The following is an 18,950-nucleotide window of genomic DNA, read 5'->3' on the forward strand; positions in this document are numbered from 1 at the left end:
TCCCGATGCTCCTGACCAGTGAGACCCCTGCGCCCTCCTCCGCCACGAAGGAGGAACTCCCGATATTCGCTTGTGTGGTTGGTGGATCAGATGTCGAGGAAGCGGACGTCCTTGGCGTTGCGCTGGATGAAGCCGCGACGCGACTCCACGTCCTCGCCCATCAGCACGCTGAAGATCTCGTCCGCGGCGGCCGCGTCGTCGATCGTGATCTGACGGAGCGTGCGCGTGGTGTGGTCCATCGTGGTCTCCCACAGTTCCTTGGCGTTCATCTCGCCCAGACCCTTGTAGCGCTGGATGCCGGCATCCTTCGGGATCCGCTTGCCGTTCGCGAGCCCGTCGTTGAGCAGGGCGTCGCGCTCGGCGTCCGAGTACACGTACTCGTGCGGTGCGTTCGTCCACTTCAGGCGGTACAGCGGCGGCATCGCGAGGAACACGAAGCCCGCTTCGATGAGCCCGCGCATGTAGCGGAACAGCAGGGTCAGCAGCAGCGTGGTGATGTGCTGGCCGTCCACATCGGCATCCGCCATGAGCACGATCTTGTGATAGCGCGCCTTGCCGAGATCGAAGTCCTCGCCGATGCCCGTGCCGAAGGCCTGGATCATCGCCTGGACTTCCTTGTTGGCGAGGGCCTTGTCCAGACGCGCGCGCTCGACGTTGAGGATCTTGCCGCGCAGAGCCAGGATCGCCTGGGTGTGCGGGTCGCGACCCTGCACAGCCGAGCCGCCGGCCGAGTCGCCCTCCACGAGGAAGATCTCGCTGATCGACGGATCCTTGCTCGTGCAGTCCTTGAGCTTGTCGGGCATCGCGGCCGACTCGAAGACGCTCTTGCGGCGTGCGGTCTCGCGCGCCTTGCGGGCGGCCATGCGGGCGGTCGCGGCCTCGACGGCCTTGGTCACGACGTTCTTGGCCTGCTTCGGGTTGCGGTCGAACCAGTCGCCGAGCTGATCGCCGACCACCTTCTGGGTGAAGGCCTTCGCCTCGGTGTTGCCGAGCTTGGTCTTGGTCTGGCCCTCGAACTGCGGTTCGCCGAGCTTGATCGAGATGACCGCGGTGAGGCCCTCGCGCACGTCGTCACCGGTGAGGTTGTCGTCCTTCTCCTTGAGGATGTTGTTGGCGCGCGCGTAGCGGTTGACGAGCGTCGTCAGCGCCGCGCGGAAGCCCTCCTCGTGCGTGCCGCCCTCGTGCGTGTTGATGGTGTTCGCGTAGGTGAACACGTTCTCGGTGTAGCCGGTGGTCCACTGCATCGCGACCTCGAGCGAGATCTTCCGGGCGGTGTCCTCGGACTCGAACGCGATGATCTCGTCGTTGACGGCATCGGCCTTGCGCACGTGGTTGAGGTATTCGACGTAGTCGACGAGACCGCGCTCGTAGAAGAACACATCCGCGCGCTGGCGCGTGACGACGGTGCCGTCGACCTCCTCATCGACCGTGGCGCCTTCGCGCTCGTCGAGCAGTTCGATGCGCAGCCCCTTGTTCAGGAACGCCATCTGCTGGAAGCGGGTGCGCAGCGTGTCGTATTCGAACTCGACGGTCTCGGTGAAGATCTCCGCGTCCGGCCAGAACGTGATCGTCGTTCCGGTCTCGGACGTGGCCTCGCCCTTCTCGAGTTGCTGCTGCGGCGCACCACCGTCGGCGAAACGGTGCCGCCAGACGAAGCCCTTCTGCTTGACCTCGACGTCGAATCGCGTCGAAAGGGCGTTGACCACGGAGGATCCGACACCGTGCAGACCGCCGGAGACGGCGTACGCGCCGCCGCCGAACTTGCCACCGGCATGCAGGATCGTGAGCACGACCTCGACTGTCGACTTGGTCGGGTCGGAGGAGTGCGGGTCGACCGGGATGCCGCGACCGTTGTCGATGACACGGACGCCGCCGTCGGCGAGGAGCGTGACGAGGATCTTGTCGGCGTAGCCCGCGAGCGCCTCGTCGACGGAGTTGTCCACGATCTCGTACACCAGGTGGTGCAGGCCGCGGGGTCCGGTCGAACCGATGTACATGCCGGGGCGCTTGCGCACAGCCTCGAGTCCCTCGAGGATCTGGATCGAGTCGGCGCCGTACTCCACTTCTGGGGCGGGCTTCGCCGCCGGGGCGGGCGCGGTCGGCGACGTGGCGGATCCGGGTGCTTCTGCCCCCGTCTGGGTCGAGTCGTTCGCGGTCGATTCGTTCGCGTCAGAGGGGGTTTCAGGCGTCATCTGAGAGGAGGCTCCACATCGAAGATCTAGGCCCTCAGTCTATCGGAAAGACCCCTTCCTGTCTCGTTGTACGCGATTCTGCGCGCCTGGAGTCCCCCGGGACGGGATGGATCATGTCCTAACCGTAGGTATCGCGCGGACCGCGCCCTGGAGCGACTCTGGTGCCCCATTTCCACGAAGGGACGTCCGGCCCGACGAACCGGATGTTCTCGACACCGGCCTCCGGGTACCTCCTCCCGATCTCCGTGATGATCACGGCGCGCATGTACTGCAGGTTCTTCGCCCACGCCGTCGAATCGCACTTGACCGTGAGCATGCCGCCCTCCAGCGACACCGGCTCGGAGTGCTTGGCCGTGTCGGGGCCCGCGAGCTCCGCCCACTGCAGCACGAGATCCTCGCGGCTCAGCGCCGCCTCCCAGCCCGCATCCTTGGTCAGCTTCGCCAGGACATCGCCGAGTGTGCCGGGGTCACGGCCGGCCGTGAACGGGGCGTTCTCGTCGTCGACGAGGCGCTTCTTGCGCTTCCAGTTCTTGGAACTCGGCTTCAGACCCCTCAGGCGCAAGTACGTCGCGATCGTCTCGGGGACGTCCGGCTCGTCATGCTCGGTCATCGTCGACCTCGCGCTCGTCGATGATGGTGCCGGCCGAGATCCGCACCACGTGCCGATGCAGCACCTCGGGGATGTCCTCCTCGACGGCTGCCGTGACCAGCACCTGCTCGTAGCCGGCCGTGATGCCGGCCAGACGCCGGCGGCGTTCGGCGTCGAGCTCGGCGAATACGTCGTCGAGGATGAGCACGGGATCCCCGGCGGGGGATTCCGCGCGCAGCAGCTCSGCSGAGGCSAGWCGCAGMGCGAGCGCGATCGACCASGAYTCCCCGTGKGAGGCGTAKCCCTTCACCGGRAGGTCGCGCACCCGCAGCACGAGGTCGTCSCGGTGCGGYCCGACCAGGGTGAGTCCCCGCTCGAGCTCGGCGGAGCGCTTGGCCGCGAGGGCGGTGCGGAAGAGATCCGCCGTGGATCCGGGAGCGGGTGCCTCCTCGGCGGCGTCGCCCTCCTCCGGGTCGCCGCCGCGGATCGACTGGGCCCAGTGCAGGCGCGGGTCATGATCCTCGCCGGCGATCGCCGAATACGCATCGGTAAGCCCCGGCTGCAGGTCGGCGGCGAGCCGGGAACGGGCGTCGATGATCTCGGATCCGAGTGCGATGAGCTTGTCGTCCCAGACGTCGAGCGTGGTCAAGGCCTCGGCTTTCATGCCACGGGCACGCGCCGACTTCAACAGCGCCGTGCGCTGACGCAGCACGCGGTCGTAGTCGCCGAGCACCGCCGACATGCGCGGAGTGCGCTGGATCAGCAGCTGATCGGCGAACCGGCGGCGGGAGGACGGATCCCCGCGCACGATCTGCAGATCCTCCGGGGCGAACAGCACGACGTGCGCGTATCGGGGCAGATCCGCGGTCCGGCCGGGAGCGGCGTTGATGCGCGCCTTGTTCGAACCCTGTCGGTTGATCTGCACCTCGATCAGGACTTTCCTCGGCCCGTGCGCGAGCCGAGCGCGGACGATCGCCGCATCATGACCGTCGCGCACCATCGGGGCATCGGAGGAGACCCGGTGCGAACCCAGGGTCGCGAGGAACACGATCGCCTCGGCGAGGTTCGTCTTGCCCTGGCCGTTGCGGCCGACGAGCACGTTCGGGCCGCGGTGCAGCGCGAGTTCGGCGGTCGCGTAATTGCGGAAATCCACGAGGCTGAGATGCTCCACAATCACCCGAGCAACCTTACCCGCGGGCCCCGACACCGGGTTGGGTCGGAACCCGTGCGCTCCGTCTCCGGCTCAGTGGTCGCAGAACGCGGTCATTCCGCGTTCGAAGCCGCATTCTGCGACCAGTCGCGGGGGGCCGGGCCGTGTGCGACCGCGCGATCAGAACTCGCGGGCGACGTAGACCATGCCGCCCTCGCGGCGGATCTCGGTCATTCCGGACCGCGCCAGCACGGCGAGCGAGGCGAGATTCGTCTCTTCGGTGTCGGCGATCGCGCGCACGGCTCCATGATCGGCCGCGATCCTCAGGCCTTCGGTGACGGCGGTCGTCGCGAGCCCTCGACCGCGCGCGGCGGGGATCAGCCCGTACCCGAATTCGACTGTTCCCGTCTCGTCCGGTGGACCGAAGAATCCGAAGCCGCCGACCGCGACACCCTGGTCATCGCGGATGGCGTACAGCGTGAAGACCGGATCCGCGTCCTCGCGAGCGGCGAGCGATCGCAGCGGCACGAGTTCGTCCTCGAACGGGTACTCGGGGTGCCAGTCGTCGCCCGATCGCTCATCGCGGGTGATGATCCTCTCCGCGAGAGCGGAATCGATCGGGTCCAGCCTCATCCGTCTCAGCGGAGCAGCAGGTTGGGCTGCAGCAGGTACTTGTACGAGTCGAGACCGGCCGCATCGACCGACGTCTGGCTCGTGATCAGCACGGGGCTGAGCTTGTTCGCGTTGTCCGAGGAGGTGAACGTGACGCGCACGAACTCGCTCTTGAGAGCTCCGAGCGCCTCGAGCAGGTACTGCGGGTTCAGGCCGAGGGTGACCTCTTCGCCGTTGAGGTGCGCGTCGACCGATTCGGAGGCACGGGCCTGCTCGCCGCCGGAGGCGTCCATGGTCACCTCGGACGTCTCGAACGTGAAACGCAGCGGAGCGGACCGGTCCAGCACGAGCGCGACGCGACGCACGGCCTCGGTGAGGTCGGCGGTGCTCACCACCGCGTGGTGGTCGGTCTGCTCCGGGAAAAGGCGGCGGACCGGGGGGAAGTTCCCCTTGATGAGCAGCGAGGTGACGGTCTTGTTGCCCGCGGTGAATGCGATGATCTCGCGGTCACCGGCGCCCGAGAACGAGATCTGGATGGTGCCGGCGTGACCGAAGGTCTTACCGACCTCCTGCAGGGTGCGAGCCGGGACGAGCGCGGTCTGCGCCGCGGCCTCGCCGTCCCATGGGACGTCGCGCAGCGACACCCGGTATCGGTCGGTGGCCACGAGGCTCAGCGTGTTCTCGCTGACCTCGAGCTGCACGCCGGTGAGCACCGGGGTGACGTCGTCGCGCGAGGCGGCGAAGGCGACCTGGGCGATCGCAGTGCCGAAGTCCTCTGCGGGGACGACACCGCTGGTGCCGGAGACCTCGGGAATGGAGGGATATTCCTCGACCGGCATGGCGGCGAGGGTGAAGCGTGCGGATCCGCAGCGTACGGCGATGCCGCCGTCCTCCTCGACAGAGATCTCGATCGGTGCGTTGGGCAGACGGCTGGCGATGTCGGAGAGCAGGCGTCCGTGCACGAGGATCGTGCCCGGTTCGTCGACGGTGGCCTCGATCGTGGTGCGCGCGGAGGCCTCATAGTCGAAGGCCGAGAGCGTGAGCCCCTCATCACCGGCCTCGATCAGCACTCCGGCCAGGATCGGCTGCGGATTGCGCTGAGGCAGCAGCTTGACGACGAAGGACACAGCTTCGCTGAAGACATCGCGATTGACCTGGAACCTCACCGGCGCTCCTCCGTCGACTGAATGCGGAGGATGACACGAATCTCCGCCCCATGGCAGACACCAGGGGATCCCATGCTAATGCCACGAGGCATCAGGTTCAGGTCGAAGTGCTCCGGATCCGGATCCATCCCCAACCCGGCACCGGGTGGTGATCGATGGACGGAGATTCGAAAGGAGTTCTTAACGGTGTTAACGCCTGTGGATACTGTGGATAACTCTGGGGATGCTTTGCGGCTCTAGGGAACTACAGACGTGTGAGTTGTGGAGACCCTGCGGAAACAGCGGGGTCGCGGGGCATGCGGTGCGGATCCGTTCGCCCGAGTTATCCACAGATCGACGCTCATCATGGGGAATCCACGCCGTCCGGATCCCGAGATATCCCCAAGTTATCCACATGTGGACTTCCGGGCGGGGCGGATGCCAGAATTCGCCGGCACAGCCTGGAACTGGCGTCGACGGCGCTCCTGCGGCCGCGCAGAGAGCCCGCAGCGCGGGGGAGGATCCGTGCGGAGGTTCAGCGACGGCTGAGCTGGGCGGTGATCTCGGTCACCTGGTTGAAGATGGCGCGGCGCTCCTTCATGAGCTCGCTGATCTTCTTGTACGCGTACATCACGGTGGTGTGGTCGCGGTTGCCGAACAGCTGGCCGATCTTCGGCAATGAGAGATTGGTGCGCTCGCGGCACAGATACATGGCGATCTGTCGGGCCGTCGCGATCTGCTGCGACCTGCTGGATCCGTAGAGGTCGTCCTCGCTGAGCTTGAAGTAGTTCGCGGTCGTCGTGATGATGTCGGTCGGCGAGATGATGCTGTCCTCGTCCTGATCGACGATGTCGCGCAGGGCCGTCTGCGCGGTGGCGATGTCGAGTGCGGAGCGGTTCAGGTTCGCGAACGCCGTGGCACGGATCAGCGCACCCTCGAGCTCGCGGATGTTGGAGGACACCTTCGTCGCGATGTACTCGAGCACGTCGTCCGGGACGTGCAGCTGCTCGCTCTGCGCCTTCTTGCGGAGGATCGCGATGCGCGTCTCCAGGTCGGGCGCTTGCACGTCGGTGATGAGGCCCCACTCGAACCGGCTCCGCATCCGCTCCTCGAACCCGGTGAGGTGCTTGGGCGGCAGGTCGCTCGTGATGACGACCTGCTTGTTGTGGTCGTGCAGCTGGTTGAAGGTGTGGAAGAACGCCTCCTGCGTTTCCGCGCGGCCCTGCAGGAACTGGATGTCGTCGATCATCAGGATGTCGACCTCGCGATAGCGCGCCTGGAAGGCGGATCCGCGGTTGTTCGCGATCGAGTTGATGAAGTCGTTGGTGAATTCCTCGCTCGACACGTAGCGAACCTTGACCCCGGCGTACAGGGACTGGGCGTAGTCGCCGATCGCGTGCAGCAGGTGGGTCTTGCCCAGGCCAGGGCCTCCATAGATGAACAGCGGGTTGTACGCCTTCGCGGGTGCCTCGGCGACGGCGACGGCGGCCGCGTGGGCGAAGCGGTTGGACTGGCCGATCACGAAGTTGTCGAAGACGTACTTGGGGTTCAGCCGCGACTCGTGACGGATCGGTGTCGGCTGCTGCTCGATGGGGGATTCGATCCTGGTCGGCTCCTGCCGGCCGGGGGCGAAGTCCGGGACCGGGATCGGCACGGTCTGCTGCTCGACCATGTCGTGGTTCACGGTGACGCGGAACGAGGTCACCTCGTCTCCGATGCGGGCGAGCGCCTCCATGATCGGCAGTCGGAGGCGCTTGTTGATCTGTCCCGCGGTGAGGTCGTTCGGGACCTCCAGGTAGAGGGTGGCAGTCATGACGCCCGCAGGAACGGCGAGATTGAGGAAGCCCTGCAGCGGCGCGGAGACGCGCTCGTCTCGGGCCAGCTCCGCGAGAAGTTCGTCCCAGATCGGGACTTCGGACTCTGCGGCTGCGGACATGGTTCCCCCGGGCGACTCGGCACAGCGGGCGGATCGGGACACGCTGCCTGTGGATAACTGCTCGTGCCACGGTAGTCAGCCTGGGCCGTGAGGGCAACCTGTGACTGGGAACGAGAGACGGCGTGTCCTTGTTGAAGGATCCCTCCACAGATGTGGATAATGTTGCTTTCGCCCGCTCAGTTTGCGATGTCGGGGTCGACGTCGTAGCCTTAATCGGTTGACTTATGCCATTTCGGCAGTCTTTGTCCACCGTCTCCGGCCGCATCGATCCCGGTGACAGCTTCCCTTCCCGGAGAAATCATGAGCAAGCGTACTTTCCAGCCCAACAACCGTCGTCGCGCCAAGAAGCACGGGTTCCGTGCCCGCATGCGCACCCGCGCCGGCCGCGCCATCCTCTCGGCACGCCGCACGAAGGGCCGTGTCGAGCTCTCGGCGTAAACCGTGCTCGCCCGCCCGCATCGCCTCGTCCGCGGGTCCGACTACCGCACGGTGGTTCGGCGCGGACGGCGATACGGCGGGCTGCGGCTTGTCGTCTCGGTGCTCGACACCGGTGAGCAGCGCCCCGTGCGCTTCGGCTTCATCGTGAGCAAGCAGGTGGGGAACGCAGTGACCCGCAACACGGTGCGGCGACGCCTGAAGGACGCATGCGCCCGCCAGCTCCCGCTGCGGGACGGCGTCGACATCGTCATCCGCGCCCTGCCTTCCGCGGCGGAGGCGCCTTTCGTGGATCTGCTGTCGGATCTGGGACGAGCCGTCGACAGGGGTGTGCGATGAGCGCGCTTCCGGCGTATTCGCGCGGTACTGCGCACCTGCACGCCGGTGACGCGCTGCGGGCAGTCCCGCTGGTTCCACGCAACCTGGTGCTGGGGTTCCTCACCGCCTACCGCGCGGTGGTCTCCCCCCTGTACGGCGATGTCTGTGCGTACTACCCATCGTGTTCCGCCTACGCTGTAGGTGCGGTGCAGCAGCACGGTGCGGTGAAGGGCGCAGGCCTTTCGGCGTGGCGGATTCTGCGCTGCAATCCCTGGAGCCACGGCGGTGTGGACGACGTGCCACCGCATTCCGACTTCCGACACGCCCTCACGCCCCGAGGATTCGTCGTACCCTCCCGAAAGGACTGATCAGTGGGTTCCGACCTCCTGTTTGCCGCGTCAACGACGCCTGCTGCCTCGAGCGGAGGCTTCGATCTGCTCGGCATCGTCATGTGGCCGTTCAAGGCACTGGTCGAGGCGATCCTCGTCGCCTGGCACTGGCTGTTCACCTCCCTGGGCATGCAGGGCGCCGCGGGCCTCACCTGGGTGCTGTCGATCGTCGGGCTCGTCCTGGTCATCCGCGCGGCGGTCTTCCCGCTCTTCGTGCGGCAGATCAAGAGTCAGCGCAAGATGATGGAAATCGCCCCTGAACTCAAGAAAGTTCAGGAGAAGTACAAGGGCAAGCGYGATCAGCTGAGCCGCGAGGCGATGAGTCGCGAGACCATGGCCCTGTACAAGCGCCACGGCACGACGCCGATGTCGAGCTGTCTTCCGCTGCTGGTGCAGATGCCGTTCCTGCTCGGCATGTTCTACACGCTGAGCGATGTCAAGAAGCACGCCGTCGCGGGCGAGGGCGGGGTGTGGCTGCTGACGAAGCAGCTGACCAAGCAGTTCTACGACGCGACGCTGTTCGGAGTGGCGCCGCTGCACACCAGCCTCGTGGATGCGGTGCAGCACAAGCCGGCCGGCTGGGAGACCACGGTCGCGATCCTCGTCGTCCTGGTGATCCTCATGATCGGATCCCAGTTCTTCACGCAGCTGCAGATCATCTCGAAGAACCTGTCGCCCGAGGCCAAGACCGGCCAGGCGTACCAGATGCAGAAGATCATGCTGTACATCCTTCCGCTGGGCTTCATCTTCTCCGGTCTGTTCTTCCCGCTCGGTGTGGTCATCTACTGGTTCATCAGCAACCTGTGGACGATGGGCCAGCAGTTCCTGGTGCTGCGTGAGATGCCGACACCCGGATCCGATGCGGCCAAGGCGCGGGAGGAGCGTCTCGCGCGCAAGGGCAAGGCCATCAACTCCGAGGGCAAGGTCGTGCCGAAGGCCGCCTACGACGCCGAGCAGCAGAAGATGCTGGAGGACGCCGAGCGCCTCCGTGCTCAGCAGCCCAAGCGCCAGCAGCCGAAGAGCGCCAAGCGCGCCAAGAAGGACCAGGACAACGCCAAGAAGGATCCTGAGAAGAACGTGAACGGAGACAAGGCATGACCGAGCAGGATGTCGCCGAGCCGACCGTCTCCGATCTCGAGCATGAGGGCGACGTCGCGGCGGACTTCATCGAGGGTCTTCTGGACATCGCCGACATCGACGGCGACCTGACCCTGGACGTCAAGCAGGGACGAGCATACGTCTCGGTCGAGGCGGAGGGCGACGGTCTGCGCCTGCTTTCCGCGCCCGACACCGTGCAGGCGCTGCAGGAGCTCACCCGACTCGCTGTGCAGAGCAGCACCGGATCCTTCTCGCGCGTGATCCTCGACGTCGCCGGATCCCGGGATGCGCGCCGTAGTCAGCTCGAGCGCCTGGTCGATTCCGCTGTCGCGAAGCTCGACGAGGGTGCGTCGCAGGCGTCGCTGCCGTCGATGTCGAGTTACGAGCGCAAGCTGGTGCATGACATCGTGGCGGAGCGGGGCCTTATCTCCGAGTCCTACGGCGATGGTCCGACCCGCCATACGGTCATCCGCCGGCACTGACGTTTCACGTGAAACATGACTGAACCGGTGTCGTCCGAGCTCGAGGCTGAGCCGGCTGTTGCCGCCGTGCTGTTCGGGGATCGGATCCGGCTCGCGCGCGACTTCACCGCGGCGTTGGCCGAGCAAGGCGAAGAGCGGGGCCTGATCGGCCCGCTCGAGGTGCCGCGGCTATGGACCCGGCACATCCTCAACAGCGCTATCGCCGCACCTCTGTTCCACGGCACCGTTGCGGACGTGGGATCCGGAGCCGGCCTACCGGGCATCGTGCTCGCGATCGCCCGACCCGATGTGCAGTTCACGCTCATCGAGCCGATGGAGCGACGCGTGGCATGGCTGGACGAGCAGGTCGCGGTCCTGGGCCTGTCGAACACGACGGTCGTTCGTGGTCGTGCTGAGGATGTCGGGCTCAGCGGCACGTTCGACATGGTCACTGCACGCGCGGTCAGCGCGCTGCGCACTCTGCTTCCGTGGACTGCGCCTCTCGTGCGCAGCGGGGGAGAGCTCGCGCTGCTCAAGGGCGTCAACGCCGAAAACGAGATCACCGCTGCGCAGAAGCAGATCCGCAAGTTCCTGCTCAGCGACGTGCGTGTCGAGATCCTCGGTGAAGGCGTGCTGACCGAGACGACGCGCGTGCTGCGAGCGACTGTCCGTGGTTAGGTCTTGTAAGTAGGACCGCCCTTTCGGGATACGGTCTTCCTCTGATAACTCCACCTCGATTCGTGGCACCCGGGCTGCGGGATGTGAGTTCCACGAATCGGCGGATTCCTTCCCGCTTCGCGGGCCCCCTCCCGATATTCGTGGTACTCACATCCCTCCGCCCTCGTTTCACGTGAAACGCCGTGCTCGACCTGGGCCAAGCGCGTGGGACCAGCGTCCTTCGGTAGGGATGGGATTGGGTGTTACAGGCCCCCCAGCTGAAACGAACCCCAGGACAGCGGACGAATCGGATCGTGTGTGTGTCCAGGAGCAGCCGCCAGCGAGGCGCATGCTCAGCACGTTTCGCTTAGCGGCGCTCGTGTGGGATGAGAGCGCGACGGCCGGGTAGGGGGAGCAGTGTGGTGTTGCGCAGAGATGGCCGTCGACGCTGCGGGACCTCTCAGTCGGTCGACACAGCCTGTACCTGCCTCGAGGGCCACAGCCCCTATGTGATGTTTCACGTGAAACATCACCRTAGCGCCGCCACCTGGGTCATAGCTGTTGCCAGCACTGACCGACCGTTCCTGTCGTGGGAGGGCGCAGGGGTGTGTGGGTGGCGAATATCGGGAGGGGCCCGCGCAGCGGGAAGGAGCCCACCGACTCGTGATCCACACACCCCTGCGCCCGCGTGTGCAATGAGGGCTCAGCGCGCATGCCCCAAGGGGCTGTGAGTGGCACAGAATGTGGCGTTTCACGTGAAACATCACCCTGTTTCACCGATGCGTCCGGAGATTGTCGGCCGCGCAAGTTAGAGTGGAGATTCCGTCGTTTCCCCGTCGGAGATCGTCGAAAGGAGTGGATGTTTCACGTGAAACAGTCCCCAAGCACCTCGACTGCTGGATACGGCGTGGACACCCCTTTGGCCCGGGAACTCGCGGATCTGACGGCTCGCCGCAAGGCGTTGGAAGGCGTCACGGTCCGTTTCGACGGGCCGACCCGCGTCTTCACGATCTCGAACCAGAAGGGCGGGGTCGGAAAGACGACAACCGCCGTCAATATCGCGGCGGCGATGGCGGATCTCGGCGCGAAGGTGCTCGTGATCGACCTGGATCCACAGGGAAATGCATCGACGGCGCTGGGAGTCCCGCACACCGCCGATCTGCAGAGCATCTATGACGTCCTGATCAGCGATGTTCCGCTGGTGGACGTCGTGCGAGCCAGTCCTGAATCCCCCAATCTGCTCTGCGCGCCGAGCACGATTCACCTCGCGGGCGCCGAGATCGAGCTCGTCTCGCAGGTCGCGCGGGAGCACCGGCTACGCACCGCGCTCAATGACTACCTGACCCAGAATCCGGTGGACGTCGTGATCATCGACTGCCCGCCGTCGCTGGGACTGCTCACGATCAACGCCTTCACCGCCGCAACCGAGGTGATGATCCCGATTCAGTGCGAGTACTACGCCCTGGAGGGCCTGAGCCAGCTGCTCGGCAACATCCGGATGATCCAGAAGCACCTGAATCCCGACCTCACGATGTCGACGATCCTACTGACGATGTTCGACGGACGCACCCGACTCGCGCAGCAGGTTGCGGAGGAGGTGCGCGGACATTTCCCGCACGAGGTGCTGGACACCGTGATTCCTCGTTCCGTGCGTGTCTCCGAAGCGCCGAGCTTCGGGCAGACCGTGATCGCGTACGACGGGCAGTCGGTAGGCGCGGTCGCCTACCGAGAAGCAGCAGTTGAGATCGCCCGCCGGGCGACCGAAGACAACGAGAAGGGGCACTGATGGCCAAACGCACGGGACTCGGCCGGGGGATCGGCGCACTCATCCCCACTTCGGATGCCACGGAGCGCCCCGTGGACGTGTTCTTCCCCGGCGCACGCATCGATCCGGTCCCGGAGACCGCGCCTGCTGTACAGCCCGCCGAGCCGGCCGAGGATCTTGTCGCCGTTCCGGGTGCCCGCCTGATTCGTGTGAACCCGCACGACATCGTTCCGAACCCACGACAGCCGCGCGTCCATTTCAACGAGGACGATCTCGCGGARCTCGTGCACAGCGTGCGYGAGTTCGGKGTGCTGCAGCCCGTGGTCGTGCGACAGAACGAMGAAGGCAAGTACGAGCTGATCATGGGGGAGCGGCGCACCCGCGCCGCTCGGGAAGCCGGACTCGATTCGATGCCGGCGATTCTACGGGAGACCGCAGACGAAGACCTGCTCCGTGATGCGCTGCTGGAGAACCTGCACCGGTCGCAGTTGAACCCGCTCGAAGAGGCCTCCGCGTACCAACAGCTCCTCGAGGACTTCGGCATCACACAGGAGGCGCTCGCGAACCGCATCGGTCGCTCCCGTCCGCAGGTCAGCAACACGATCCGGCTACTCAAACTGCCTGTTCCCGTCCAGCAGCGGGTGGCGGCAGGAGTGTTGTCGGCCGGCCACGCCAGGGCGATCCTCTCGCTCGACGACACCGAACTGATGCAGCGGCTCTCGGACAAGGTTGTCAACGAGGATCTCTCCGTCCGCGCAACTGAAGAGGCGGCGAAGACCATCGCCGCAGCAGGCACCGTAGCCAAGTCCGTCAAGCCGCAGGCGGGCGCGCGCCGCGCGTACCTGGACGACGTCGCCGGCAAGCTCGGCGATCGACTCAACACCCGGGTGCAGATCGCCCTGGGTGCACGAAAAGGCCAGGTCAAGATCGAATTCGCTTCTATCCAGGACCTGAACCGCATCCTTTTGGAGATCGGCGAAGAAGGTTTCGGTTCCTGACGGATTCGGAGCGACCGCTTTCAACGGGGCCCGGGACGATCTGCGTACGCAGATCCTCTCGGGCCCCTGTTCATCCAGCGCCGCGTAGGCTGGAACGGTGAAAGAATCCCCGACCCGTCGAGCCAGCCTCGAAGTGCTGCGCGCCGAAGCGGCGGATGAGCTCGCGGTGCTGGTCCAGGAGCGTCTGCTTGGGGGAGAGGACCCGTGGGCCTTCATGGAGGAGCTCCCCAGCGTGGATGAACTGGTCGTCTTCCTGTTGCGAGCCGATGAGATCGTCGAGAGTGGTGGCGTACGCCCCGACGAATCACGCAATTTCGATCTTCTCCGTCGCATCGCCCTCGACTACCCCGAACTCACGCCGATCGTCTGGGGGCTACTTGGAGATGGGCCCAAGTATCGTCGCTGGGACCTGCTGGCTGACGACGCCCGACCCTGACTCACCCGCGATGTTTCACGTGAAACGTCGCCCAGACGAGAGCTATCCCCGACCAGGGGCTGTTGTGGTGCGCCCGGGCTCCGGGATGGCATGGTCACGCACAGAGCGGTTTCCTTCCCTCTGCGCTCTCCCCCCGGGGGTGCGCTCGGGCCTCGGGGTGTGGCTTCTCCGAGCGCAGAGCGGGGACCTTCCCGCTTCGCGGGCCCCTCCCGATGCACTCGGAGAACCCACCCCTGCGCGCTCCGCCGCAGAGTTTGCGCCCGCCGCTCCGTGGAGTAGCGGCGCCCACGTGCAACCGATCCATATGGGCGTTTCACGTGAAACGTGCCGACACCGCGCACGCATAAGGGCACATGGCTCCGCGGCTCACGACCATGTGCAGGGTCCATGGCGCGTATAGCGGGCAGACACCTGTCGTCCGGGAGCCGTCGGAGCAGACCACGGCCTCGGGTCGAGCCGCCGACCGGGCTGTTTCACGTGAAACGGTGCTGGCGTAGAGTCACGACCAGGGTCAGATCAGGGATCAGAGCTCCCTTTAGCCTCCAGTAGCGGAGGGCTCCATGCCGGATCAGCAACGTACTGTTGTGCCGGACTTCGTCGGCACTCCTGTCCACATCGCGATCGAGAATGCCGCAGAGCAGCGGATTCTGCTCACGAGCGATGATCTGGACGGGCCCAGCCTTCATGCGCGAACCTGGCCAGGGCTCTACTGGGTGACGACGCAGGACATCCCGCCCGGCACTGTCCTTGGACGCTGGTCGCGAGTTGTCGTGACATACGCCGCCGAAGGAGATACCCGTAGCGACGTCCAGGCCGTGCCTGGTGACCCGCCGCCCACGCGGGCCCAGCATGCGGAGACGGAGAGCATCGCGGAGCGCGACCCGGAACCGCATGAATAGCAATGACCCGCGAACGACGAAGCCCGCCCTCCCAGAGGAGAGCGGGCTTCGAGGCCGTGTGGGCGGGATCAGCCGAGGAAAGCGGCCAGATCCTGCTCGAGGGCGAACTTCGGCTTGGCGCCGATGATCGTGGTCTTGACCTCGCCGCCCTGGAACACCTTCATCGCCGGAATCGACGTGATCTGGTATTTCATGGCGAGATCGGGGTTCTCGTCCACGTTGAGCTTGAGGATGGTGATCTTGTCGCCGTTCTCGGACTGGATCTGGTCCAGTACGGGCGCGACCATGCGACACGGACCGCACCACTCGGCCCAGAAGTCGACCAGAATGGGGCCATCGGCCTGAAGCACATCCTGCTCCCAGGTCGCCTGGCTGGTTGCCTTGGCAGTCATGATTCTCCTTGTTGTGAAAGCGTGAGACGCTCACAGGCGTCAACAGCGGTAGGGGCTGAAGTGTTCCCGCGGCTCAGACGAGAACCGACTCGGCGGTGGTTCCATCCGAGAGCGCGGCGAGGAAGTGCTCGACGTCCAGCGCTGCGACTGTGCCGGATCCGGCAGCCGTGACCGCCTGACGGTAGGTCGGGTCGATGACATCGCCGGCAGCGAAGACGCCCGGAACAGAGGTGCGCGAAGTGCGTCCGTCGACCCAGATGGTGCCCTCCGCGGTCAGGTCGAGCTTGCCGTGCACGAGGTGCGTGCGCGGGTCGTTGCCGATCGCGATGAACAGGCCGTCCACGGGGAGCTCACTCGTCGTGCCGTCGACCGTGTTGCGCAGCAGCACGGCGGTGGTGGCGTCCTCGCCGAGCACCTCCTCGACGGCGCTGTTCCAGATGAACTCGATCTTGTCGTTCGCGAAGGCGCGCTCCTGCATGATCTTGGAGGCGCGGAGCGAGTCCTTGCGGTGGATGACGTACACCTTCGAGGCGAACTTGGTGAGGAACGTCGCCTCCTCCATCGCCGAGTCACCACCGCCGACGACGGCGATGGTGCGCTCCCGGAAGAAGAAGCCGTCGCAGGTCGCGCACCAGGAGACGCCATGACCGGAGAGACGCTCTTCGCCCGGGATGCCGAGTGTGCGATAGGCGGATCCGGTGGCGTAGATCACGGACGCGGCCTCGAGCACGGTGCCGCTGCCGAGCGTGACCTTCTTGATCTCGCCGTCGAGCTCGAGCTCGGTGACGTCGTCGTAGAGCACCTCTGTGCCGAACTTCTCCGCCTGCTCCTGCATCTTGGCCATCAGGTCCGGACCCTGGATGCCCTCGGGGAAGCCGGGGAAGTTCTCCACCTCGGTGGTCTTCATCAGCTCGCCGCCGACCTCGACCGAGCTCGCCACGAGCACCGGATTCAGGTTCGCGCGGGCCGCGTAGATCGCCGCGGTGAATCCCGCAGGTCCCGAACCGATGATGATGACCTGTCGCATTGCTTCTCCTTGCTTTCGCACGCTTCAACACATGGTACCGGCGCGGCATTCCGCGGGCCTGGGCGTTACCCGCCGTTCCTGGGCGAGGGTGTGGCCCCGCTGTGGTGAACGTGGCGGGATCCACGCATCACAGCGCGGGTCGGCTGATCCGTCAGGACTTCCGAGGTCGGAGCAGTGCGGGCTCGGAGGGCAGGGTGGTGGCGCGTGATCCCGGGTCAGTCGCCTGGGACGTCCACGATGCGCGTCGAACCGTAGACAGGGAGGAGGGATCCGGCCGACACCGCGGCGAGATCAGCGGCGAACTCCTCCTTGATCGCGGGCGGGATCCAGAGAGCGAAGGAGGCCGAGGTGCCGTACGTGACATCGCCGAAGGACGCACCGTGGGCCGTGGCCCATTCGCGCAGAGCGTTGTCGATGCGGCCGGCATCGGCGTGCGGCACGTCGACACGCGCCTCGAGGAGCTCACGGCGGTGCAGCAGCGCGGCGTCGTCCAGCGCCTCGGAGACCGCAGTCGAATAGGCGCGGATCAGCCCGCCGGCGCCGAGCTTCACGCCGCCGAAGTAGCGCGTGACGACCGCGACCAGGTCGGTGAGTCCGCGGCGGCGCAGGACCTCGAGCATCGGGATCCCGGCCGTGCCCGAGGGCTCCCCGTCATCGGAGGATCGCGCCTGATCGCCGTTCAGCCCGGTGACCATCGCCGTGCAGTTATGGCGGGCGTCCCAATACTGCCGACGAACGGAGGCGATGACTTCGTCTGCCTCAGCGACCGAGCGGACCGGGACGAGGTGGGCGATGAAGCGCGACTTCTTCACCACCAGCTCACGCGTGACGGGGGTGGCGATCGTGTCGGGGTAACGGCTGGGCGTGGTCATCTGAGGCGAGGTCCGGATCCGTGACGGCTCAGCGCGAGGGCACGAAGCGGCGCACGAGACCCTTCAGGGCGTCGAGCTCCGGTGCACGCAGCAGGGCGAGCAGACCGATGTAGACGACCATGACCACCGCAGCAATGATCAGACAGCCGACCGCCGCCGGGATCCGGTCTGCCGTCGTCCATCCGTGTGGGCCGCCGAGGAGAAGGAAAACTCCCCACCCCGCGGCGGTGGCGGGAATGGCGGCGAGCACGAAGCGCCCCAATGCGAGGATCCAGCGACTCGTCCCGATGCCGTCGAGGCGGCGGTGAAGCAGCACGGTCGCGACGATGGTCTGCAGCACGCTGGCAACGGATTGGCCGAGCGCCAGCGTCGCCGCCAGAGCAGACAGGGGAATGATGCCGGCCTGATGGAGGAGTTGCGTCCCGAACGCCGTGGCGGCGATGAGGATGCACTGGAAGATCGTGAAGGCGAAGGGCGTGCGAGTGTCTCCAAGGGCGTAGAAGGTGCGCTGCACGATGAAGAGCACTGCCAGGGGGAGGAGTGCGACCAGGTAACCGACGAGAACGAGGGCCGCGGCCTGGGCCTCATCACGGTTGTCGGTGAAGATGCGCGAGGCGGGAACGGTCGCGGCCACCACCGCGGCCAGCGCGCCCGTGAGGAAGAAGCCGAGCGTTCGGATGCTGCGTGCGATATCGCCTCGCAGATCCTCAAGGCGTCCGGCGTGAGCGTGCTCGCTGAGTTGCGTGAAGTACGGCGTCCCGATCGACAGCACGATCACCGAGTAGGGGAGCATGAAGATCAGCCATGCGTTGTTCATCACGGTCAACGATGCGTTGGAACCCGATGCGGCCAGGGCGACACTGTGCTGGTAGAAGCCGGCGATGAGGCTCGACAACGCCATCAACATGGTCCAGCCGGCCAACTTGCCGACGTTGCCGAGACCGACCCCCCGCCAGCGGAAATCGATGCGCAGCGCCAGCTTCGTGCGTGGCCAGAACGCGAGGAGGACACCCGCCTGTACGGCGATACCCAGGGTGGCAGTGGCGCCGAGCCAGGCGATCCGGTTGGCGGGCCAATCGGAGACCTCGGTGAGCGGAGTTCCGAACAGGAACCCGATGATGAGGAATCCCGCGATCGAGACCACGTTGTTCACGACAGGCGCCCACGTGAACGGGCCGAAGATCTTGCGCGCGTTCAGGGTCTCACCGATGAGGGCATAGAGGCCGTAGAAGAAGATCTGAGGAAGGCACCAGTACGCGAAAGCGAGGGCGAGTTGCTGTTGCTCGACGCTCGTGCCCGCCTTCATGATGACGCTGATGATCCAGGGGGCCGCGAGCATGGCGGCTGCCGTGGCTGCGAGCAACACGACCGTACCCGCGGTGAAGATCTTCGAAATGAAGGCACTGCCACCGTCTTCCCCGGCAACGGCCTTGACGATCTGGGGCACGAGCACGGCCGTCAGCAGACCTACCGAGATGATGGAGAACACGTCGTTCGGCAGCTGGTTGGCGAGCGCGAAGGCATCGGGCGCTTTGCCGACCGCACCGATCACGCCCACCAGCACGATCGTGCGCAGCAG

20 protein-coding genes are annotated in these 18,950 nt (G+C 66.0%); 10 read left to right on the forward strand and 10 right to left on the reverse strand.

Annotated elements, in window-relative coordinates; all coding sequences use genetic code 11:
• Positions 1-86: 86 nt before the first annotated feature.
• The 6 genes from gyrB to dnaA form a co-directional block, all read right to left on the reverse strand.
• Entirely contained in the window at positions 87-2,192 is a 2,106-nt protein-coding gene (gyrB, locus tag AC1DMN_RS14840; protein ID WP_440732725.1) for a DNA topoisomerase (ATP-hydrolyzing) subunit B, read from the reverse strand.
• A gap of 118 nt (positions 2,193-2,310) precedes the next feature.
• Positions 2,311-2,802, reverse strand: a complete 492-nt coding sequence (locus tag AC1DMN_RS14845; RefSeq protein WP_440732724.1) for a DciA family protein — start codon at positions 2,800-2,802, stop codon at positions 2,311-2,313.
• Positions 2,789-3,958 carry a DNA replication/repair protein RecF gene (gene recF / locus AC1DMN_RS14850; RefSeq protein WP_441976511.1) on the reverse strand — a complete coding sequence of 390 codons (1,170 nt, stop codon included), beginning with the start codon at positions 3,956-3,958 and terminating at the stop codon, positions 2,789-2,791. Before recF ends, AC1DMN_RS14845 begins: the two co-directional genes overlap by 14 nt.
• Positions 3,959-4,111: 153 nt before the next feature.
• Positions 4,112-4,564: a GNAT family N-acetyltransferase gene (locus AC1DMN_RS14855; protein ID WP_441976510.1), complete on the reverse strand. Its 453-nt coding sequence runs from the start codon at positions 4,562-4,564 to the stop codon at positions 4,112-4,114.
• Positions 4,565-4,569: 5 nt separating this feature from the next.
• Entirely contained in the window at positions 4,570-5,709 is a 1,140-nt protein-coding gene (gene dnaN / locus AC1DMN_RS14860) for a DNA polymerase III subunit beta (protein ID WP_440732721.1), read from the reverse strand.
• Positions 5,710-6,223: 514 nt separating this feature from the next.
• Positions 6,224-7,624, reverse strand: a complete 1,401-nt coding sequence (gene dnaA, locus AC1DMN_RS14865) for a chromosomal replication initiator protein DnaA (RefSeq protein WP_440732720.1) — start codon at positions 7,622-7,624, stop codon at positions 6,224-6,226.
• A gap of 300 nt (positions 7,625-7,924) precedes the next feature.
• On the opposite strand from dnaA, the gene rpmH reads away from it, so the two are divergent.
• The 10 genes from rpmH (at position 7,925) to AC1DMN_RS14915 (ending at position 15,080) form a co-directional block, all read left to right on the forward strand.
• Positions 7,925-8,062 (forward strand): 50S ribosomal protein L34, encoded by a 138-nt coding sequence (gene rpmH / locus AC1DMN_RS14870; RefSeq protein ID WP_105689046.1) that lies wholly within the window; start codon positions 7,925-7,927, stop codon positions 8,060-8,062.
• Between the two features lie 3 nt (positions 8,063-8,065).
• On the forward strand, positions 8,066-8,398 hold the full coding sequence (gene rnpA, locus AC1DMN_RS14875) for a ribonuclease P protein component (RefSeq protein ID WP_440732719.1): 333 nt from the start codon (positions 8,066-8,068) through the stop codon (positions 8,396-8,398).
• Positions 8,395-8,745, forward strand: coding sequence for a membrane protein insertion efficiency factor YidD (gene yidD / locus AC1DMN_RS14880; protein WP_441976508.1), 351 nt, complete (start codon positions 8,395-8,397; stop codon positions 8,743-8,745). Before rnpA ends, yidD begins: the two co-directional genes overlap by 4 nt.
• Before the next feature lie 3 nt (positions 8,746-8,748).
• Positions 8,749-9,864, forward strand: coding sequence for a membrane protein insertase YidC (gene yidC / locus AC1DMN_RS14885; protein WP_440732717.1), 1,116 nt, complete (start codon positions 8,749-8,751; stop codon positions 9,862-9,864).
• Positions 9,861-10,346, forward strand: coding sequence for a Jag family protein (locus AC1DMN_RS14890; RefSeq protein WP_440732716.1), 486 nt, complete (start codon positions 9,861-9,863; stop codon positions 10,344-10,346). Before yidC ends, AC1DMN_RS14890 begins: the two co-directional genes overlap by 4 nt.
• Before the next feature lie 15 nt (positions 10,347-10,361).
• Complete coding sequence (gene rsmG / locus AC1DMN_RS14895; RefSeq protein ID WP_477229991.1) at positions 10,362-11,003, forward strand: 16S rRNA (guanine(527)-N(7))-methyltransferase RsmG; 642 nt, start codon at positions 10,362-10,364, stop codon at positions 11,001-11,003.
• An 838-nt stretch (positions 11,004-11,841) separates the two neighbouring features.
• Positions 11,842-12,768 (forward strand): ParA family protein, encoded by a 927-nt coding sequence (locus AC1DMN_RS14900; protein WP_441976629.1) that lies wholly within the window; start codon positions 11,842-11,844, stop codon positions 12,766-12,768.
• On the forward strand, positions 12,768-13,745 hold the full coding sequence (locus AC1DMN_RS14905) for a ParB/RepB/Spo0J family partition protein (protein WP_477384494.1): 978 nt from the start codon (positions 12,768-12,770) through the stop codon (positions 13,743-13,745). Before AC1DMN_RS14900 ends, AC1DMN_RS14905 begins: the two co-directional genes overlap by 1 nt.
• A 97-nt stretch (positions 13,746-13,842) precedes the next feature.
• Entirely contained in the window at positions 13,843-14,181 is a 339-nt protein-coding gene (locus AC1DMN_RS14910; protein WP_440732712.1) for a single stranded DNA-binding domain-containing protein, read from the forward strand.
• Between the two features lie 560 nt (positions 14,182-14,741).
• Entirely contained in the window at positions 14,742-15,080 is a 339-nt protein-coding gene (locus AC1DMN_RS14915; protein ID WP_477229993.1) for a hypothetical protein, read from the forward strand.
• Between the two features lie 68 nt (positions 15,081-15,148).
• Here the strand turns inward: AC1DMN_RS14915 and trxA are convergent, their stop codons facing one another.
• The 4 genes from trxA to murJ all read right to left on the reverse strand — a co-directional run bounded on the left by trxA (position 15,149) and on the right by murJ (position 18,929).
• Positions 15,149-15,472 (reverse strand): thioredoxin, encoded by a 324-nt coding sequence (trxA, locus tag AC1DMN_RS14920; RefSeq protein WP_292717765.1) that lies wholly within the window; start codon positions 15,470-15,472, stop codon positions 15,149-15,151.
• Positions 15,473-15,545: 73 nt separating this feature from the next.
• Positions 15,546-16,499 (reverse strand): thioredoxin-disulfide reductase, encoded by a 954-nt coding sequence (trxB, locus tag AC1DMN_RS14925; protein WP_477229994.1) that lies wholly within the window; start codon positions 16,497-16,499, stop codon positions 15,546-15,548.
• 215 nt (positions 16,500-16,714) lie between these two features.
• On the reverse strand, positions 16,715-17,371 hold the full coding sequence (locus tag AC1DMN_RS14930; RefSeq protein ID WP_477229995.1) for an IMPACT family protein: 657 nt from the start codon (positions 17,369-17,371) through the stop codon (positions 16,715-16,717).
• Between the two features lie 28 nt (positions 17,372-17,399).
• On the reverse strand, positions 17,400-18,929 hold the full coding sequence (gene murJ, locus AC1DMN_RS14935; protein ID WP_477229996.1) for a murein biosynthesis integral membrane protein MurJ: 1,530 nt from the start codon (positions 18,927-18,929) through the stop codon (positions 17,400-17,402).
• Positions 18,930-18,950 lie beyond the last annotated feature (21 nt).

The sequence above is a fragment of the Microbacterium sp. 01T413_2 genome (genome assembly GCF_056398985.1).